Annotated in this window: 15 protein-coding genes; 4 read left to right on the forward strand and 11 right to left on the reverse strand. The window is 62.8% G+C overall.

Annotation, left to right across the window (positions count from 1 at the left end; translation table 11 throughout):
• Position 1: 1 nt before the first annotated feature.
• Positions 2-790 (reverse strand): segregation and condensation protein A, encoded by a 789-nt coding sequence (locus IRI77_RS19005; protein ID WP_194446617.1) that lies wholly within the window; start codon positions 788-790, stop codon positions 2-4.
• Between the two features lie 188 nt (positions 791-978).
• Between IRI77_RS19005 and shc the strand changes: the two genes are divergently transcribed.
• Positions 979-2,973, forward strand: a complete 1,995-nt coding sequence (gene shc, locus IRI77_RS19010; protein ID WP_194446618.1) for a squalene--hopene cyclase — start codon at positions 979-981, stop codon at positions 2,971-2,973.
• 153 nt (positions 2,974-3,126) lie between these two features.
• On the opposite strand, the gene IRI77_RS19015 is transcribed toward shc, so the two are convergent.
• Entirely contained in the window at positions 3,127-4,140 is a 1,014-nt protein-coding gene (locus tag IRI77_RS19015; RefSeq protein WP_194446619.1) for a WD40/YVTN/BNR-like repeat-containing protein, read from the reverse strand.
• A gap of 58 nt (positions 4,141-4,198) precedes the next feature.
• On the opposite strand from IRI77_RS19015, the gene IRI77_RS19020 reads away from it, so the two are divergent.
• Both IRI77_RS19020 and IRI77_RS19025 read left to right on the forward strand, forming a co-directional pair.
• Positions 4,199-5,422 carry a sialidase family protein gene (locus IRI77_RS19020; protein ID WP_194446620.1) on the forward strand — a complete coding sequence of 408 codons (1,224 nt, stop codon included), beginning with the start codon at positions 4,199-4,201 and terminating at the stop codon, positions 5,420-5,422.
• A gap of 95 nt (positions 5,423-5,517) precedes the next feature.
• The gene (locus tag IRI77_RS19025; RefSeq protein WP_194446621.1) at positions 5,518-5,778 is read left to right on the forward strand and encodes a hypothetical protein; all 261 of its coding nucleotides are present in this window, start codon (positions 5,518-5,520) and stop codon (positions 5,776-5,778) included.
• Between the two features lie 121 nt (positions 5,779-5,899).
• Here IRI77_RS19025 and IRI77_RS19030 read toward each other — a convergent pair whose 3' ends face one another.
• The 3 genes from IRI77_RS19030 to IRI77_RS19040 form a co-directional block, all read right to left on the reverse strand.
• Positions 5,900-7,822 (reverse strand): FAD-dependent oxidoreductase, encoded by a 1,923-nt coding sequence (locus tag IRI77_RS19030; protein WP_194446622.1) that lies wholly within the window; start codon positions 7,820-7,822, stop codon positions 5,900-5,902.
• A 54-nt stretch (positions 7,823-7,876) separates the two neighbouring features.
• A complete protein-coding gene (gene hpt, locus IRI77_RS19035) occupies positions 7,877-8,398 on the reverse strand; it encodes a hypoxanthine phosphoribosyltransferase (protein ID WP_194446623.1) in 522 nt (173 codons plus the stop codon).
• 66 nt (positions 8,399-8,464) lie between these two features.
• Positions 8,465-9,166, reverse strand: coding sequence for a hypothetical protein (locus tag IRI77_RS19040; protein WP_194446624.1), 702 nt, complete (start codon positions 9,164-9,166; stop codon positions 8,465-8,467).
• Between the two features lie 111 nt (positions 9,167-9,277).
• Here IRI77_RS19040 and rsfS point away from each other — a divergent pair, with 111 nt between their 5' ends.
• Positions 9,278-9,679 (forward strand): ribosome silencing factor, encoded by a 402-nt coding sequence (gene rsfS, locus IRI77_RS19045; protein ID WP_228486204.1) that lies wholly within the window; start codon positions 9,278-9,280, stop codon positions 9,677-9,679.
• Positions 9,680-9,688: 9 nt separating this feature from the next.
• Here the strand turns inward: rsfS and IRI77_RS19050 are convergent, their stop codons facing one another.
• From IRI77_RS19050 to IRI77_RS19075, 6 genes are read right to left on the reverse strand one after another with little or no spacing between them, the layout of a single operon-like run.
• Positions 9,689-10,216 carry a cysteine hydrolase family protein gene (locus tag IRI77_RS19050; protein ID WP_194446626.1) on the reverse strand — a complete coding sequence of 176 codons (528 nt, stop codon included), beginning with the start codon at positions 10,214-10,216 and terminating at the stop codon, positions 9,689-9,691.
• Complete coding sequence (locus IRI77_RS19055; protein WP_194446627.1) at positions 10,213-11,532, reverse strand: nicotinate phosphoribosyltransferase; 1,320 nt, start codon at positions 11,530-11,532, stop codon at positions 10,213-10,215. Before IRI77_RS19055 ends, IRI77_RS19050 begins: the two co-directional genes overlap by 4 nt.
• Positions 11,529-12,866: a DUF4340 domain-containing protein gene (locus IRI77_RS19060; RefSeq protein WP_194446628.1), complete on the reverse strand. Its 1,338-nt coding sequence runs from the start codon at positions 12,864-12,866 to the stop codon at positions 11,529-11,531. The genes IRI77_RS19055 and IRI77_RS19060 overlap by 4 nt, the downstream gene beginning before the upstream one ends.
• Positions 12,867-12,873: 7 nt before the next feature.
• A complete protein-coding gene (locus tag IRI77_RS19065; protein ID WP_194446629.1) occupies positions 12,874-14,262 on the reverse strand; it encodes a GldG family protein in 1,389 nt (462 codons plus the stop codon).
• A gap of 18 nt (positions 14,263-14,280) precedes the next feature.
• Positions 14,281-15,048: an ABC transporter permease gene (locus IRI77_RS19070; protein WP_194446630.1), complete on the reverse strand. Its 768-nt coding sequence runs from the start codon at positions 15,046-15,048 to the stop codon at positions 14,281-14,283.
• A complete protein-coding gene (locus IRI77_RS19075; protein WP_194446631.1) occupies positions 15,045-16,004 on the reverse strand; it encodes an ABC transporter ATP-binding protein in 960 nt (319 codons plus the stop codon). The genes IRI77_RS19070 and IRI77_RS19075 overlap by 4 nt, the downstream gene beginning before the upstream one ends.
• Positions 16,005-16,147 lie beyond the last annotated feature (143 nt).

Below are 16,147 nucleotides of genomic sequence, written 5' to 3' on the forward strand. Positions count from 1 at the left end.
CTTAACTCTTGTACTCTTCCTCGATGCGCAGGATCGACTCTTCCGTCACCTGCATCTCATCGAAGCCCGTGTCGCGCTTGACGTGAATCTCGCCAAAGCTCTCAGATTGCGTGAGCTTGATGGCCTGCTGCTTCACCATCTCCAGCACGGCCAGGAACAGACAGATCATAGCGCGGCGCGAGCGTTGCTGCTCAAATAGCGGCACCAGCGCCATGGTCTTGCCGGAAGGCAGGGCGCGCAAGCTGTTCTTGAGGAAGAGGATCATGTCGGGCACCGACACTTCCTCTTTGTTTACTTCATAAAGCGGCCGGTGCTTGGCCCGCTCCAGCACCTGCTCGAAGGTCTTCACCAGGTCGAACAGGGTGACCGCCAGGCCCGGGCCTTCGTCCTCGTTGACGAAGTTCTGAATCTGCGGATTCGACCAGATGGCCTCCTCGATCATGCGCTTTTCCTGCAACATAGCGGCGGCGGAGCGGAAGCGCTCGTACTCCAGCAGGCGGTCGACCAGTTCCTTGCGGGGGTCTTCCTGCGGGTCGATCTTGTCCAGTTCCGGATCCCGCGGCAGGAGCATCTTCGACTTGATGTGGATGAGCGTGGCGGCCATGTAGACGAAGTCGGCGCTGAGCTCGATGTCGAGGGCCACGGCCTTCTGGACGTAGTCGAGATACTGCTGTGTAATCTGCGCGATGGGGATGTCGTAGATGTTGATCTGCTGCCTGCGGATGAGGTCCAGCAGCAGGTCCAGGGGCCCGTCGTAGTGCTCCAGATGTATGTTGAGCGGGGAAGACACCTCCTTTCAGGATAGCAGGATCGCGGCTGGCGGCTAGCCCATAGTGCACAAGCGCCTGATTCTAAACAGATTCTCGCCAGAACCAGGAGTTTACCCGGCGCGCGTTGAATTATCAGTATTCCTGTTGTTCCGAGGCCTCGTAATTTAAGAAAATAGAAAGAGATCTGGTAACGTGGAGAACTGCTCGAATGGAATCCGCCTGGTTTGAAAGTGTAAGCCGGCGCGCTGGCCGCAAGTCTCTTGCCACCATCGCAGCGCACCGGCCGGCGCTGGCTGAGGCGTGCACCGCGACGCTGCTGCGCGCCCAAGGTGCGTTGTTGGACCTGCAGAAGCCGGAGGGGTATTGGTGCGGCGACCTGCTGGCCGACACAACGCTGGAATCTGACTATATTCTGCTGCAATTGTGGCTGCATCCCCCTGACGAGAATGGCTGGAAGCCGCCAAACCGGGAGACCATCTCGAAGGCTGCGCAATCCATTCTGGAGCGGCAGCTTCCCAACGGCGGGTTCAACATCTACCCCAGCGGCCCGGCAGACGTCAGCGCGAGCGTCAAGGCGTACACAGCGTTGAAGTTGGCGGGCACCCCGGCCGAGAGCGAAGCAATGGTGAACGCCCGCAACTGCATCCTGCGATTGGGCGGTATCCAGAGCGCGAACAGCTACGTCAAGATCAACCTGAGCCTGTTCGGGCTGTTCCCGCGCCAGCATGTCCCCTCGATCCCGCCCGAGCTGGTGCTGCTCCCCGGTGGGGTGCTGTACGAAATGTCGTCCTGGACGCGGGCCATCGTGGTGCCGTTGTCGATCGTGCAGGCGCGGGGTGGTACGCGGCCGGTGCCTCCTGGCTTTGACCTGGTGGAACTGGAAGCGCCGGGCAAGAGCTACAAGCTGCCTCGCAAAGACAAGCTGTCACTGCTGTTTTCCGGCATCGACCGGGGCCTGAAGATCTGGCAGGACCGGGGCAACACCAAGGTCAAGAACGCGGCAATCCGCGCGGCGGAGAAGTGGATGCTCGACCATACGCGGTATTGCGATGGCCTGGGCGCAATCTACCCGTCGATGATGTACCTGATCATGGCTCTGGATGCGCTGGGCTATCCCACCGACCATCCGGATTTGAAGGACGCGCTGGCGCAGTTTGACGCGCTGATGACGCAGCGGGGGAGCCAGTTCTATTTCCAGCCGTGCTTCTCTCCGGTGTGGGACACGGCCATTGCTACGTTTGCGCTGGGCGAGATGGGCGAGACGCCTCCGGACCGCATGAGCAAGGCGGCCGACTGGCTGATTGCGCGCGAAGTGCGGCGGAAGGGCGACTGGTCGGTCAAGCGGCCAGACCTGGAGCCTTCCGGCTGGGCGTTTGAGTTTGCGAACGAACAGTATCCGGACATCGACGATACGGCGATGGTGCTGCTGGCCTTGATGCACGCGCGGGGCACGAACCCGGAGGCGCAGGAAAGGTGCGCGCGGCGGGCGGTGAACTGGCTGTTCGGCATGCAGTCAAGGGATGGCGGCTGGGCTGCCTTCGATGTCGACAACGACTGGCAGTTGCTGAACCGGGTGCCCTTTGCGGACCACAACGCGATGCTGGATCCGACCTGCCCCGACATTACGGGGCGCGTGCTGGAAGCGTTGACCCGGCGAGGCTACAGCAGCGACAATCCGGCGATCCACCGCGGAGTGGAGTACCTGCTGAAGACGCAGGAGCGGAATGGCAGCTGGTATGGGCGTTGGGGTGTCGACTACATCTACGGGGCCTTCCTGGCCATCCGCGGGTTACGGAACGCTCATGCGGAAGGCACCGCGGACGCCATCAAGAAAGCAGCCCGCTGGCTGGCCGCCGTGCAGAATCCGGACGGCGGCTGGGGTGAAAGCTGTGCCAGCTATGTGGAAGATCACTTTGTGGCCGCGCCTAGTACGCCATCACAGACCGCCTGGGCGGTGATTGGCCTGCTGGCCGCAGGTGAAGGGCATTTCGAGCAGGTCCGCAAGGGCCTGGAATACCTGATCCAAACGCAGAAGGCGGACGGCACTTGGGATGAGCAATTGGCCACGGGCACCGGCTTCCCCAACGTGTTCTACCTGCAGTACACGCTGTACCGGAATTACTTTCCGGTGCTGGCGCTGAGCCTGGCGCGCAAGGCCCTGGCCGGCCAGGCGGCGGCTGAAAAGCGATTGCTGACGATGTAGTGACCGCGCCGGGCTGTCTCCGTTGGAGATGTGGGGGCAATGGGGCGCGATTCGGCTTGAATGCAGGCTTTCGGTGACTATCCGCTCCCTTACGGTCGCGGCTCAATTTGCGGCTTCCTGCGCTTTGGCGGCCTGCGGGGCCAAGGGGACTCGCTAGCGGTACCTGGCGATGCGGCCTTTGGGGCCTACCGCCCAGCCTGTGACGCCGTTTCTGGTGAAACTGATGGCGTTGTAGGAGCCATTGTCGATGTGTGTCCAGTTGCGGCCGTCGTCCCGGGAAACGTCCGAGCCAGAGGTGCCGGTGGCGATCCAGAGGCCCGGTTTGGGCAGGTATTTCACGGCAGAGCGAAACCCGGCCGGTGGTGTGAGCGGGGTCTTCCAGGTTTTGCCACCGTCGGAGGAGTAGGCGGCTGTCTGACGGCCTTCCTTGTCCTTGGAGTAATCCCCGCCCACTACGACGCCATGATCGTCGTCGCGGAAGGCTACGGAGAAGATGCCCGCGGCCTGGCCATCATTGCGGACGGGAGTGGTGGCGGGTTTCCAGGTCCGTCCAGCGTCGCGGGAGCGGATGACGCGCGCGGCTCCGGGCCCTCCGGTGACGTACCAGGCATCGCGGCTGCCGTGAACAAAAACGCAGGTATTGCTGGCCGCGAAGGCGCCTTCTCCAGGCAGGGCCGGGGGCGTTTTGAGGCGCGACCAGTGGGCGCCGCCATCGGCTGTAAACAGCAGTTCAGCGCTGCCATCGAGCGGGTCGCCTAAGACAAGGCCCGTGTGTCCATCCCAGAACGCGATGCTGTCGAAGAAGCCCTTAGCGTTGGGTTGCGTGTATTGGAGGGTCCAATGGGCTCCGGCGTCCTCCGTTTTGTAGATGCGCGAGAGGTCGCCGGGTCCTGCGCTCATGAGGTAGGCGATGCGATCGTCGACGGGCCAGATGCCGCGGAAATCGAGGTGCTCGGCGCCGGGGACCTGGGCCGCGATCCAGTGCTCGCCTCCGTCGACGGTGCGCAGGAAGGTGCCATGGGAGCCGCTGGCCCAGACGACGCGATCGCTGACGGCGCGCACTCCGCGTAGGGAGGCTGTGGTGGGGCTGTTCTGTGGGGTCCAGGATTGGGCGTGTACAGCGGCACAACAGAGCATCCAACCGGCCACAAGCGTTGCTAATCTCATTGGTTCTTCCTCGTAGTGTAACGGGCCGCATTCCTTCCGCGCCGTGCAATGAGAGAGAATGGCTGAAATCGCAATGAATACCCTGTTGTCCCGCCTCCTGCTGCCGACCCTGTTGTTCGCCGGCACCGCCCTGGCCGAGAAACCGTTTGTTGAGAAGGACGATGTCTTCCCGCTGGACGTGAAACACAACCACGCGTCGAGCATCCTGTATCTGCCGAACGGGGATCTGTTTGTCTGCTGGTATCGCGGCTCGGGCGAGCGGCAGGCGGATGACGTGCAGGTGATGGGCGCCCGGAAGAAGAAGGGCGCAAAGAGCTGGTCGGCTCCGTTCGTGCTGGCCGATGTAGCCGGCTTCCCGGACACGAATCCGACGCTGTTCCTGGACCGCGATAAGCGGCTGTGGCTGTTCTGGCAGACGATTGTGGCGAACACCTGGGAATCGGCGATCACGAGCTACCGGGTGTCGTCGAACTACAACGGGGACGGGGTGCCCAAGTGGGACCGGGCCGACATCATGCTGCTGAAGCCGAACCACCTGGTGGAGCGCGTGCAGGAGTTTGGTTCGCGGTACACCTCGGGCCGGGAGGGCGACTATTGGAAGCGCGAACTGGAGAAGGCCAAGGACAAGTACTTCTCGCGGATGGGCTGGATGAACCGGCCGCACCCCGTACAACTGGCGTCGGGCCGGATTGTGGTGGGGCTGTATTCCGACGGCTACAGCATCAGCCTGGCGGCGATCAGCGACGACAACGGGCTGACCTGGCACGCGTCCGACCCGATTGTGGGCAACGGCAACATCCAACCGTCGTTCGCGATCAAGAAGGACGGCGGGTTGGTGGCCTACATGCGGGACAACGGTCCGCCGCCGAAGCGGCTCATGAAGAGCGAATCGAAGGACAACGGCGAGACGTGGACGTTCGCGGAGGATACCGATATTCCGAACTCCGGCACAGGCGTGGAAGTGTTGACGCTGAAGGACGGCCGCTGGCTGATGATCAACAACGACACGGAGCGCGGGCGGAATTCTCTGTGCCTGTCGATCTCGAACGATGAGGGCAAGACCTGGAAGTGGAACCGGCATATTGAACTGGACAAGCGGGCGGAGAAGCCGGGGTCGTTTCATTATCCGGCGATTGTGCAGGCTGCGGACGGGACGATCCACGCGAGCTACAGCGTGTTCCTGAATCACCTGCCGCAGACGGAGCCGCACAAGACGATCCGGCATGCGCACTTCAACCTGGAGTGGGTGATGGAGGGGGATCCGGCGGAGGCAGCCCATTGACACCACGGATGCCGGCGCTATATTGAAGGCGCAGTGAAGCCGCGACCGGCAGGAAGCGGGCGATCCGGTTCCTCCGGGACGGCTGGGAGGTAACCGTGAACAATTCCGTGGTCGTGATTTCCTACCTGATCTCGATGGCTGTTGCCCTATTCCTGTTGTGGAGGTTCAGCCACATTCGCTGGTATTGGCATGCATTGGCCGTGGCGGTCGCACTGGGCTTGGGCTTGATGCCACCGCTGGCGCAGGAGGCCGGGCGCAACTATGACGTCGCGCTGGGCAGCGCGTTCCTGTTCCTGTTGGTGTGGGGCGCGGGTGAGCCCCTGTTCAAGGTGCTGCATTTGCCGCGGCATTTTTAGCGACGGGGAGAGTCTTCCCGTCTGAAGCCTGGGGGCTTGCGGTGGCTCCTCCGCTCCCTTACGGTCGCGGCTCAATGTGACTCAATGCGGCGCAGTTCGCGCGGTTGCGGTTGCGGGCCGGTCAGGCGTAGCAGCGGATCTCGAAGAGACGCGCCAGTTCGCTGCCGTTCGTGGCCGAAATCTGCACTCTTATGCGGTCTGTCGTCACCGCCTCGAATTGGTGGCGGCGCAGCCTCTGGTGATTCCCTGTCACCGTGGCGAGTTCTTTGCCTCCGGCCAGGATGCGGTAGTCCCTCACCGTCTCCGGTTGCGGGGCCCGGACGATTCCCTTCGTCACGCCATCTGACGAAGAGAGCGTCAACTCGCGCTGGAAGCCGGTGTCGAACGTCAACTGGATGCTCGAGAGCTTCACCGGGCGCGGCCATTGGAGTTCAATCCAGGCGCCATCCGAGGAGAGCCTTCCGGCCCACTGATGGACCTCTTTGCCCGGGATGTCGCGGACCCAGCCGTCGAGGATGTTCTGGGCGGGATAGTGCTCCTCGCTGCCGGACGCCTGCACTTTCGCCTGTTTGGCAAGGTCGAGCAGATCTTCGTTCTTCACTCCGCGTAACGACTGATCCTGGCGCAGCAGTGTCTGCTGGAGCGACTGGACGCGCGGGCGGTCCTGCGCCAGTTGGCGCGGGAGGATTCCGGCGGAGACACATTGAGCCGCAGCGGTACCGGCCGCCTGCCCGACGCAGGCGCAGGTGGCCATGACGCGGCTAGAGGTGAAGGCCGCGTGGGTGGCGCTGATGTTGCGGCCCGCCATCATCAGGTTCGGGACGTTTTTACTGTAGAGCGAACGGAGAGGAATGTTGTAGACCTCGGGCGTCTTCAGCACGGTGTTGGGCGGCAGTTCGGAGCGGTCGAAGCCTCCCGGCGGGTGGTCGTCCATGGGCCAGCCGCCAATGGCGACCGCGTCGTCGAACTCGCCTTTGAGCAGATCGTGCTGCGTGAGGAGATGATCGCCCACCATGCGGCGGCTGCCGCGCTTGCCGGGCATCATGCCAAGCCAGTCGAGAGCCCAGTTGGCGGAATCGGGGTGGTTGTCGCTGTTCTTGATGTAGTCCCAGACGCCGAGGGCGATGGCGAGCAGCTCGTAGCGGATGCGCTCGTTGTCCCAGATGGTGTTCAGGTTGCCGCCCCACTCGATCCACCAGTAGCCGTATTCCCAGGTCTTGGTGGGGCGGAAGCGGAGCTGCTCCCTGGTCACCTTGCGAGCCCAACTGGGCGGGGTGAACGGCATGGGGCGGCCGTAGTCTCGGGACGTAAAGAGGATGCTGGAGCCGAGGGTCTCCTCGTCCGGCTTCTCGGGCGCGAGCGATTCATTGAACTCGGAGCGGGCTTCGCGGCCGGTGCGCATGAGGGCTCCGGATTCCAGTCCGAGGCGGGAGTCGCCGGTGCAGTCGAGATAGAGCGGCGCGTGGACGCGGTAGAGGTGCTCGCTCTTGTCGCAGCGGGCCATGACGTGGTCGATGGCTTCGCCCTTTTTGACCACGCTGTACAGGGTGGTCTCCAGCAGGACTGTGATGTTCTTTTCGCGGACCACCTTGTCGTAGAGCAGGAGGTCCCACATCTCCCAACTGCGCTGCGGGTTGCCGGCGGCGTCGTCGAGGCGGAGTTCCTCGATGAGGCCGCCTTCGCGCCAGCCGGGCCGGCCGCGGTGGGAATTGGCTCCGACGACGTGCATCTTTACTTCGCTGGAGGAGTTGCCGCCGAGGCGGGAGCGGTCCTGGACGAGGACGACCTTGGCTCCATTGCGGGCGGCACTGAGGGCGGCGCAGACTCCGGCGAGGCCGCCACCGGCGATGAAGACGTCGGTCTTGAGCTCGACCAGCGTCATGTTGGGTTCGTGCTGGATGGTCTTGGGGCGATTTTTGGGCGGCGCGACGATGTCGAAGTCGGGCTTGGCCGGCGGCAGGGATTGGGCGTGGAGGTCCTGCGCGAGCACGGCCAGGGAGTAACCCGAGAAGGGAAAGGCGGTAAGGAGGTCGCGGCGCTTCATACAGTTAACTATATAAAATTTCAGATGTCAGACAGATGGCAGGTGCCGAAGGGGCTAGGGGACGAGGATGCAGAGGTCTTTGAGATTGCGGTAGCGCTGGTCGAAGTCGAGGCCGTAGCCGATGACGAACTTATCTTCAATGGTGAAGCCGATATAGTCGCCTTCGACGGCGATGCGGCGGCGGGAGGGTTTGTCGAGGAACGAGGCGATCTTGAGGGAGCGCGGGGCACGCTGGGACATGACGTGCTGGAGGTAGTTGAGGGTGAGACCTGTGTCGATGATGTCCTCGACCAGGAGCACGTCCTCCTCCTGAATTGGCTTATCGAGGTCCTTGGTGAGCTGCACCTGGCCGGAGGTGGTGGTGCCTTCATAGCTCTTGGTGCCGATGAATTCGATGCGGACGGGGAGATCGATATGGCGCACCAGGTCTGCCAGAAAAATGAAGGAGCCCTTCAGAACGCCCACGAGAACGATGGAGCGGCCCTGGTAGTCGGCGGTGATCTGGGCGCCGAGGGCGGCGATGCGGGCTTGGATTTCGTCGTGTGGGATGAGGACTTCGATTTTAGGAGACGCCATGCGATCAGTCTGGCATAACGGGGTGTTCGAAGGAGAGGGCTTGTGCGCCGGAGATCCGGGCCAGGCTTAGTCGGCGGCGCGCAGGCGATTGCTGGGCGGGCCGATGTGGATGTGGGCGGCCGTGGCGCGGCCGGGGATGGCGGTGCGGAAGGCGTAGTAGGGAATCTTCTTCGATTCGAGGTATTGGCGGAGCCAGACGCCTTCGGGCGTATCGGGGCTGAGGCCGACGTCGATGCGGCCGCGGTGGTCGTAACCCATTGCCTTGTGGATGGCTGTTTCGCCGTTGGCGCTGATGGGCAGGGCCTTGGCGAACTGCTTCTCGTAGGAGAGCACGACGTCGCGCATCAGGCTGGGGGTGAAGAGGCCGTTGCCGTCGTAGCGTTCCTGCAGGGGCTTGGGACCCAGGTCTTCGTCGTGGTTGGACTCCATCGCCTGTTCTGCCTTGGCCATGTCGGCGATCTCGCGCAGGAAGCGGGCACGGGACTCGGCGAGGGTGAGCGTTCGGCGGCGGTAGTCGAGCTCCTCAAGGATGGGCGTGAGTTCGTTGCGGGCGTAGATCCCCTGTTCAATGAGGGGTTTGACCTGCTCGACGAGGTCCTTGATGCGGTCGAAGCGGCGTTGGGAGGCGGCGACCATCTCGTCGGCCTGTTCGATGTTGATCTCGTCGGGACGGAGGGTGCCGTAGAGCGTGCGCTTGAGGATCATATCGTCACCGATATCGGCTGCGCTGCTGAGAGCGCGGTCGAGTAGCTGATGACGCGAGTACATGGTCTGCGCCTGCAAGCTTCCTATGAGAAGGAACGCCAAACTAACAAAACACTTGCGCACTGTTCTTATTGTAGTACGATACGGCATAAGGAGAAGTTCCACTCAGAACGCTTGCGGAAACCTAAAGAAAACGGGGCAGTAGCTACTGCAGTCGTCACGGAAAGCCCCACGTGGCAGCTTGCATTGCGGGCAGCCGAAGCCAAAAAGGCAGATGGCATCCGCATTTTGGACCTCCGCGAAATCACCTCCTTCGCCGACTATTTCCTCATCTGCACGGGCACGAACCAGCGCCAGAACCAGGCGATCTGGGACGAAATTGCCGTGCGCATGAAGAAAGAGGCCGGCGAGATGCCCATCAACGTGGAAGGCTTCGAGAATGGCGAATGGATTCTCGGGGACTTCGGCGACCTGATTGTGCACATCTTCTCGGAAGAGAAGCGGGAGTACTACCAACTCGAGCGTCTCTGGCGCGATGCCAAAGACGTGCCGATTCCTCCGGAAGCCGCCGCCTAAGCAGGCGGATCAACGGCAGACGGCGCCGACGGTTGTCGCCACGCCGCCCTGAGCGGCGAGGTCGCGAAGCATTTGCGCCGCGGCATCCTCATTCAGGCTCTTCACCGCATCGGTGACGAGTTCCACGTACCTGCCTGTCCTCAACAGGCCGAAGACTGCGTGTTTGACGCAGATTTCGGTGACAACGCCGTAGACGACGCAGCGCTCCGCGCCCAGTTCGTCGAGCAGCGCGGGCAGGCCAGGTATCGTAAAACAATCCACAGACTGCTTGGTTAAAACGATCTGGCCGACCAGTGTGGTCTCCGGCTTGCGCTGGCCCAGGGTGCCGGCGACGCAGTGGTGCGGCCAATTGGCGAATTCGGGGTCGGTTTCGGTGTGCGCGTCGGCGGTGGAGATCAGCGGGATGCCGTTGGCGGCGGCGTACTGGTTGAGGCGCGCGACGTTGGGGAGGATGAGCTCGGCGCCGGGGACGTAGAGGGCTCCGGCGGGATTGACGAAGTCGAACTGCGTATCGATGTCGAAGAAGACGGTCTTCATCGTTCGCTCCGGCGGAACTCCTCAGTGAGTTGGATGAGTTCGGCGCTGTGTTCGATGCGGTAGGGCGGGTCGCATTCAAAGAGGCTGCGATACTTCTTCGGCAGGCGGTCGAGGCTTTCGCGGGCGTACTGGCGGGCCTCGGAGGCGGTGGGCCGGTGTCCGACGATTTCGCCGCCCAGCATGACGGGGCGCAGCATGGCTTCGCAGCCCTGCAGGAAGCACTCCGACGCGCGTCCGACGATGTCGTGGCCGGGGTAGCGGAAGATCTGCTTGGCTCCGGGTACGGTGGATTTGTCGGGACTGATCTTGGCGGTGAAGCGGCGCGAGCCGTTGGCGTCGAGTTCCACCAGTTTGTAGACGGCGCCATGACTGGGGGCGTCTGAGGACGTCGCGAGTTCGGTGCCGACGCCGTAGGAGTCGATGGGGGCTCCGGTGGCCACGAGCTCGAGGATCTTGTACTCGTTCAGGTCGCCCGTGGCCATGATTTTGGCATCCGTGAGGCCTGCTTCGTCGAGGATGGTGCGAACAGCGCGGGCGAGCTCGACTAGGTTGCCGCTGTCGAGGCGGACGCCCCACATGGGCCGGCCCAGCGAAGCGGCGCGGCGCGCGCCTTCCAGGGTGTCGTAGGTATCGATGAGATAGGTGGTGGCGGGGCCCAGCAGGTCCTGGAGCCGTTGGTAGGCTTCCAGTTCGGTGGGGAAGCTCTGGACCCAGGAGTGCGCGGCGGTGCCGAAGACGGGAATGCCGTAGCGCATGCCGGTGAGGGTGTTCGATGTGCCGGTGCAGCCTCCGATGTAGGCGGCGCGGCCGGCGTAGACTCCGGCGTCGGGCGAGTGGGCGCGGCGGGTGCCGAATTCGACGACGGAGCGGCCTCCGGCAGCCTCGACGATGCGCGCGGCCTTGGTCGCGATGAGGGTCTGGAAGCCGATGGTGGCGAGCAGGAAGGTCTCGGGAATCTGGGCTTCGAGCAGTGGTGCGCGCAGGGTGAGAATGGGCTCACCGGGGAATAACGGCGTGCCTTCGCGAGCGGCGAAGACATCGCCGGTGAAGCGGAAGGCGCGGAGGGCATCGAAGAAGCCCTCCGGTACACGGTGGAACTGTGGGAGTCCCTTCAGGTAGAGGATCTCTTCCTCAGTGAAGCGGACGTTGAGGAGGTATTCGAGCGCCTGGTCGAGGCCGGCGGCCAGGATGAAGTTGCGGTTCGGCGGCAGGCGCCGCACAAAGAGTTCGAAGGTGGCCACCTCACCGGTCTTGCCGGCGCACCAGTAGCCGGCGGCCATGGTGAGCTGGTAAAGGTCGGTGAGTAGCGCGCTCACTTTCCGGCGCCCTTCGCCGGTGGCTGCTCCTTCACGTCGCTGGCTGCTTTTTGTAGATCGGACACGGCTTTGGCCTCCAACTCATAGAGTGACGGTTCTCCCTCGCGGCGCGCAATGTAACGATCGCCGGCCTTGGAGATAGACACCTTCTCGGTGACCTTGCCGTCCTGCGAAGTGACGCCGATTTCGATCTCCGGCGTGGTGAAACCGGAGTCCGGGAATTTGGTGGCGGAGAGGTCGCGCAGGCGGTCGATGAGCGACTGGATGCCGACGGAGTCCATGGTCTTGTTGTTGGCCACCCAGCGGTCGCCGGCCTTGCTGGCGTTGAGCTGTTTGGCTGAGTCCTTGTAGTCGACGCGGGTGGGGTCGTTGAAGCCGAAGGAGAAGAGCTTCTTGTTTCGAAAGTCCTCAGGCGACTTGTCGAGATCCTTGCCGATCTCGTCGGTGATGAGATGGAAGCCGTCCACCACGCTGGACTTCGCGTAGAACTTGTTCTCCTTGTTCTTGCGCACTTCCAGTTTCTGGGTGGTGGCCGCGTCGGTGATGGCTACGGTGGCGAGCGGGGCGGAAGCGGCGAACTGCTTGGCGAGGTCGGCCTGCTGATCGGAGGTGAGGAGCGGATCGAGCTTGGCGTCAGTGAGTTTGCGCGCGAGTTCCTCCACCTGCCAGCCGTCGGCCCGCATAGGCTTGGGGCTGACGATGGTCCACTCGTTCTGGCCGTTCTTGGAGAATTCGAGGTTCACGCCTTTGACGGTGAGCTGCAGGCGGGCCAGCTTGGTGACGTCGAACTTGAGCAGGCGTTTGTCGCGGAAGTCGACGCCGAGCTTGTCGAGCGTGGCGCGGGTGCTGGAGGCGATGGTGAAGACGCGGGCGTCCCCATCCACTTGCGCGAAGGTCGCGCCGCCGACGGGCGCTTCGTCGCCGAGGCTGACGGTGCGGGTCTTGCCGTTCTTCAGAGAAATGACGAACTGAACTGGAGGCGTCTTGAGGCCGAAGCCGGCGAGGTCAGTGGGCTTCTCCTCGATCACCTTCTCCGAGCTGAGGGAGGTGAGCGCGGTGAGGAGGTTGTTGATGGCTTCTCGGTCGGTGTCGTAGGCCTGCGGTGCCGTGACGGCCCAGACGTTGGAGGCGCTGCGTTTGAGGGAGGTGTTCTCGCCCTCGCGGCGTTTGATGTCAACGGCCGTGATGTCGGCTTCGTTGAGGGTCAGGATCTTGGGAGGAGTGCCGGCCGGCGGCTTGGCGGCATCTTCCTTCTGCTGCTTATTGGACCAGTAGACAGCTCCGCCGAGGGCCGCCAGCAGGACGACGGCGACGAGTAATCCTCTCGCTTTCATGTGCCGGTTACCTCCTGCGCCACCAGACCATGATCCCGAAGATGATGACGAAGATCGGGATGAGGAACTGGCTGACCATGCGGACCATCAGCATCTGCGAGCCGGTGAGCTGGATGCGGCGGTCTTCCGGATCCTTGGGACGGATGGAGATGAGGTCCTCGTCGTTGGTGAGCCAGTTGAGCATGTTCATGACGAGATCGCGATTGCCGCCGAAGCCGAGGGCGTAGTTCGAGATCCAGTCGGAAGAGCCGACCACGATGAAGCGGCCTTCCACGTTGTTGTTGTTGTTCTGCTTGCCGGTGCGATAGGTGCCGGCGGCGGCGACGGTGTAGGACTGGGTGTCGCCCTTGGGCATGGTGATCGCTCCACCGGCCGCGTTGAGGTTGGTGGCGGCGATGGAGTTCTTGGAAGTGGAGGCCAGCTTCTCAGCCGTGGTCTTGTCGGTTGGCTTCACGTCGAGCGACCGTACGAGGGGGAAGGCCGTGGCGGTGCGCTTCATTTCGCGCACGATGGGATGCGTCTCGTAGCGCGTGGCCAGGGCGACTTCGGGTCCCATGCCATAGAGGCCGCCGAGTCCGGAGGTGTCGAGGATCAGGTTGGCCTGCAGAGTGACGCCCCAGCCGTTGAGAACATCGAGCAGGGCTTTGTTTTCGGCCACGGTTTCCTTGCCGGTCTTGAGCGGGGGATCAGAGAGGAACAGGCCGCGGCCGCCATCCTCGATGTACTTCTTGAGCGCATCGACGACGGGCTGAGGATAGTCGACCTTGGGGCCGGCAACCACGACCAGGGAGCACCCGGCGGGCACTTCGGGTTTCTCGATCAGGTTGATGACCTGGGTCTTGTAGTTGTTCTTCTCGACGAGTTCCTTCACGCCGGCATAGGAGCTATTGGTGGTGTCCTCGAGCGAGTGCTCGCCGGCGCCGGTAGTGAAGCAGGCTGTGCGATCGCCGGTCTTCTGCAGGCGGATGATGGCGGAGGTGAGTTCCTCCTCGCTGACAGAGCGCGCTTCCTGGCGCTTGTCACCGGACTGCAGGACGATGGTGCCGGTCTGGGTGATGCCGAACTGCTTGGCGAGCTGCGGCTTCTTGAAGGGATCGATGTAGACGACGCTGAGCTTGGTGGAGAGGTTGTCGTAGCGGTCGAGAAGGTCCTTGGCTTTGGCGAAACCGGTGGTCTCGTCAAAGTAGGAGATGGTGACATCCTGCTTCAGTCCGGAGACGAGCTTGATGGTCTGGTCGGACAGGGAGTAGCGCTTGTTGGAGGTCGCGTCGAAGGACTTGTTGTAGCGGTTGGCCAGGAAGTTGACGGTGGCAAGGACCGCGATGATGACGACGATATAGACGCCGGCGTAGGCGGTGTACTTGGTCTGGCGGCTTTTCATCCAGGTGTTGCTCATTGTGGTGTCTCCTCGCGTTTACGCTCTCCAGCGGAGCGATTCCAGGCTCCGCGCCGTGAGGAACAGTCCCAGGAAGATCATGGACGCGAAGTAGACCGCGTCGCGTGTATCCAATACGCCCTTGGAGAAGGGCTCGAAGTGGCGGACCACCGACATGTAGCCCATGACGGCAGCCCAGGTGGAGGTCTCGTAGCCGGCCACCCATTCAAAGACCCACAGCAGCAGGCAGACCGAGAAGGTGACGGCGCCGGCGATGATCTGATTGCGGGTGAGGGTGGAGACGAAGGCCCCGATGGCGAGCAGCGCGCCGGCCTGCAGGATGAGGCCGAGGTAGCCGATGACCAGCGGCTTCCAGTCGGGCTTGCCGTAGGCGAACAGGAAGAAGAAGTTGAGGCCGCTGATGAGCAGGATGCAGCCGTAGAGCGCGACGGCGGCCAGCCACTTGCCGATGATGATCTCGGCGTCGTGGATGGGCGAGGTGAGCAGCAGTTCGATGGTGCCGGAGCGTTTCTCTTCCGAGAACAGGCGCATGGAGATGAGCGGGATCAGGAACAGGCCGATCACCGAAACGTTCATCAGCAGCGGGCGGATGATCATCTCATTCACATCCATGGGGAAGCTGCGGCCCATGGCCTGCGACTGGAAGCTGACGTTGACGAAGTAGCCGACGGCATTCCAGAAGAAGAAGCCGAAGACGATGGCAAACATCGCCATGAGCAGGTAAGCGATGGGCGAGGAGAAGTAGCTCTTGAGTTCCTTCTGGCAGATGGTGATGACGTTGGTCATTGCTTGTCTCCTTCACCGGGCTTCTCGGTGGCGGTGAGTTCCAGGAAGACGTCTTCCAGGCTCAGGGCCACGGCGCGCAGTTCGCTCAGGTTCCAGCCGGATTCGACCACGGCGCGGGCGACTTCGGCGCGCACGTTCTTGCCGGGCAGGGATTCGACCTCGAAGGAGTAGACGCCGTTGTGGGTGTCGCGGGCGACGACGCGGCTGACGCCGGCCACCTGCTCCAGTCGCTGGCGGATGACGGGTTCCTCGCCGCCCGAGACCTGAACGGCTACCGCTTCCTGGCCGCGCAGGCGGGAGGTCAGGTTTTGCACGGAGTCGGTGGCGACGATGCGGCCCTTGGTGATGATCACCACGTGGTCGCAGGTCTGTTCGACTTCGGGCAGGATGTGGGTGGACAGAATGATGGTGTGCTCTCCGGCGAGGGAGCGAATGAGGTCGCGCGTCTCGTGGATCTGCTTGGGATCGAGACCGGCGGTGGGTTCGTCGAGAATCAGCACGTCGGGGTTGTGAATAATGGCCTGGGCCAGGCCGACGCGCTGCCGGTAACCTTTGGAAAGCTTGGCGATGAGTTTCTTGCGGACATCGGCGACGGCGCAGCGCTCGGCCACTTCGTCCACGCGCTTGGCCAGTTCGGCGCTGGGGATCCCCTTCAACCGTCCGACGAAGGCGAGATACTCCTCGACTTCCATTTCGGGGTAAACGGGTGGATTTTCAGGCAGATAGCCGATCCGCTTCTTGACTTGCATGGGCTCTTCGAGCACGTCGAAGCCCGCTACATGAGCTGTGCCTTGGGTGGGCGGCATGAAGCAGGTAAGGATCCGCATTGTCGTGGTTTTGCCGGCGCCGTTCGGCCCCAGGAAGCCAACAATCTGACCCTTTTCCACTTCGAAGCTGATGCCCTGCACGGCGACATTGCGGCCGTAACGCTTGGTCAGTCCTTCGACCTTGATCATTTAATCATCCTTAACGGGGATGTGGGACGAGTTCCGTCCCAGGAGAAATAGACGGTCTTCGTCCTCATCTCGTGAGCTTGACGAATATGAGGATAGAAAAGAGATTAAGGTACTGTCAATGCTGCGGGTAGGGGATTGACGCC

It is taken from the genome of Paludibaculum fermentans (assembly GCF_015277775.1).
Lineage (GTDB): Bacteria > Acidobacteriota > Terriglobia > Bryobacterales > Bryobacteraceae > Paludibaculum > Paludibaculum fermentans.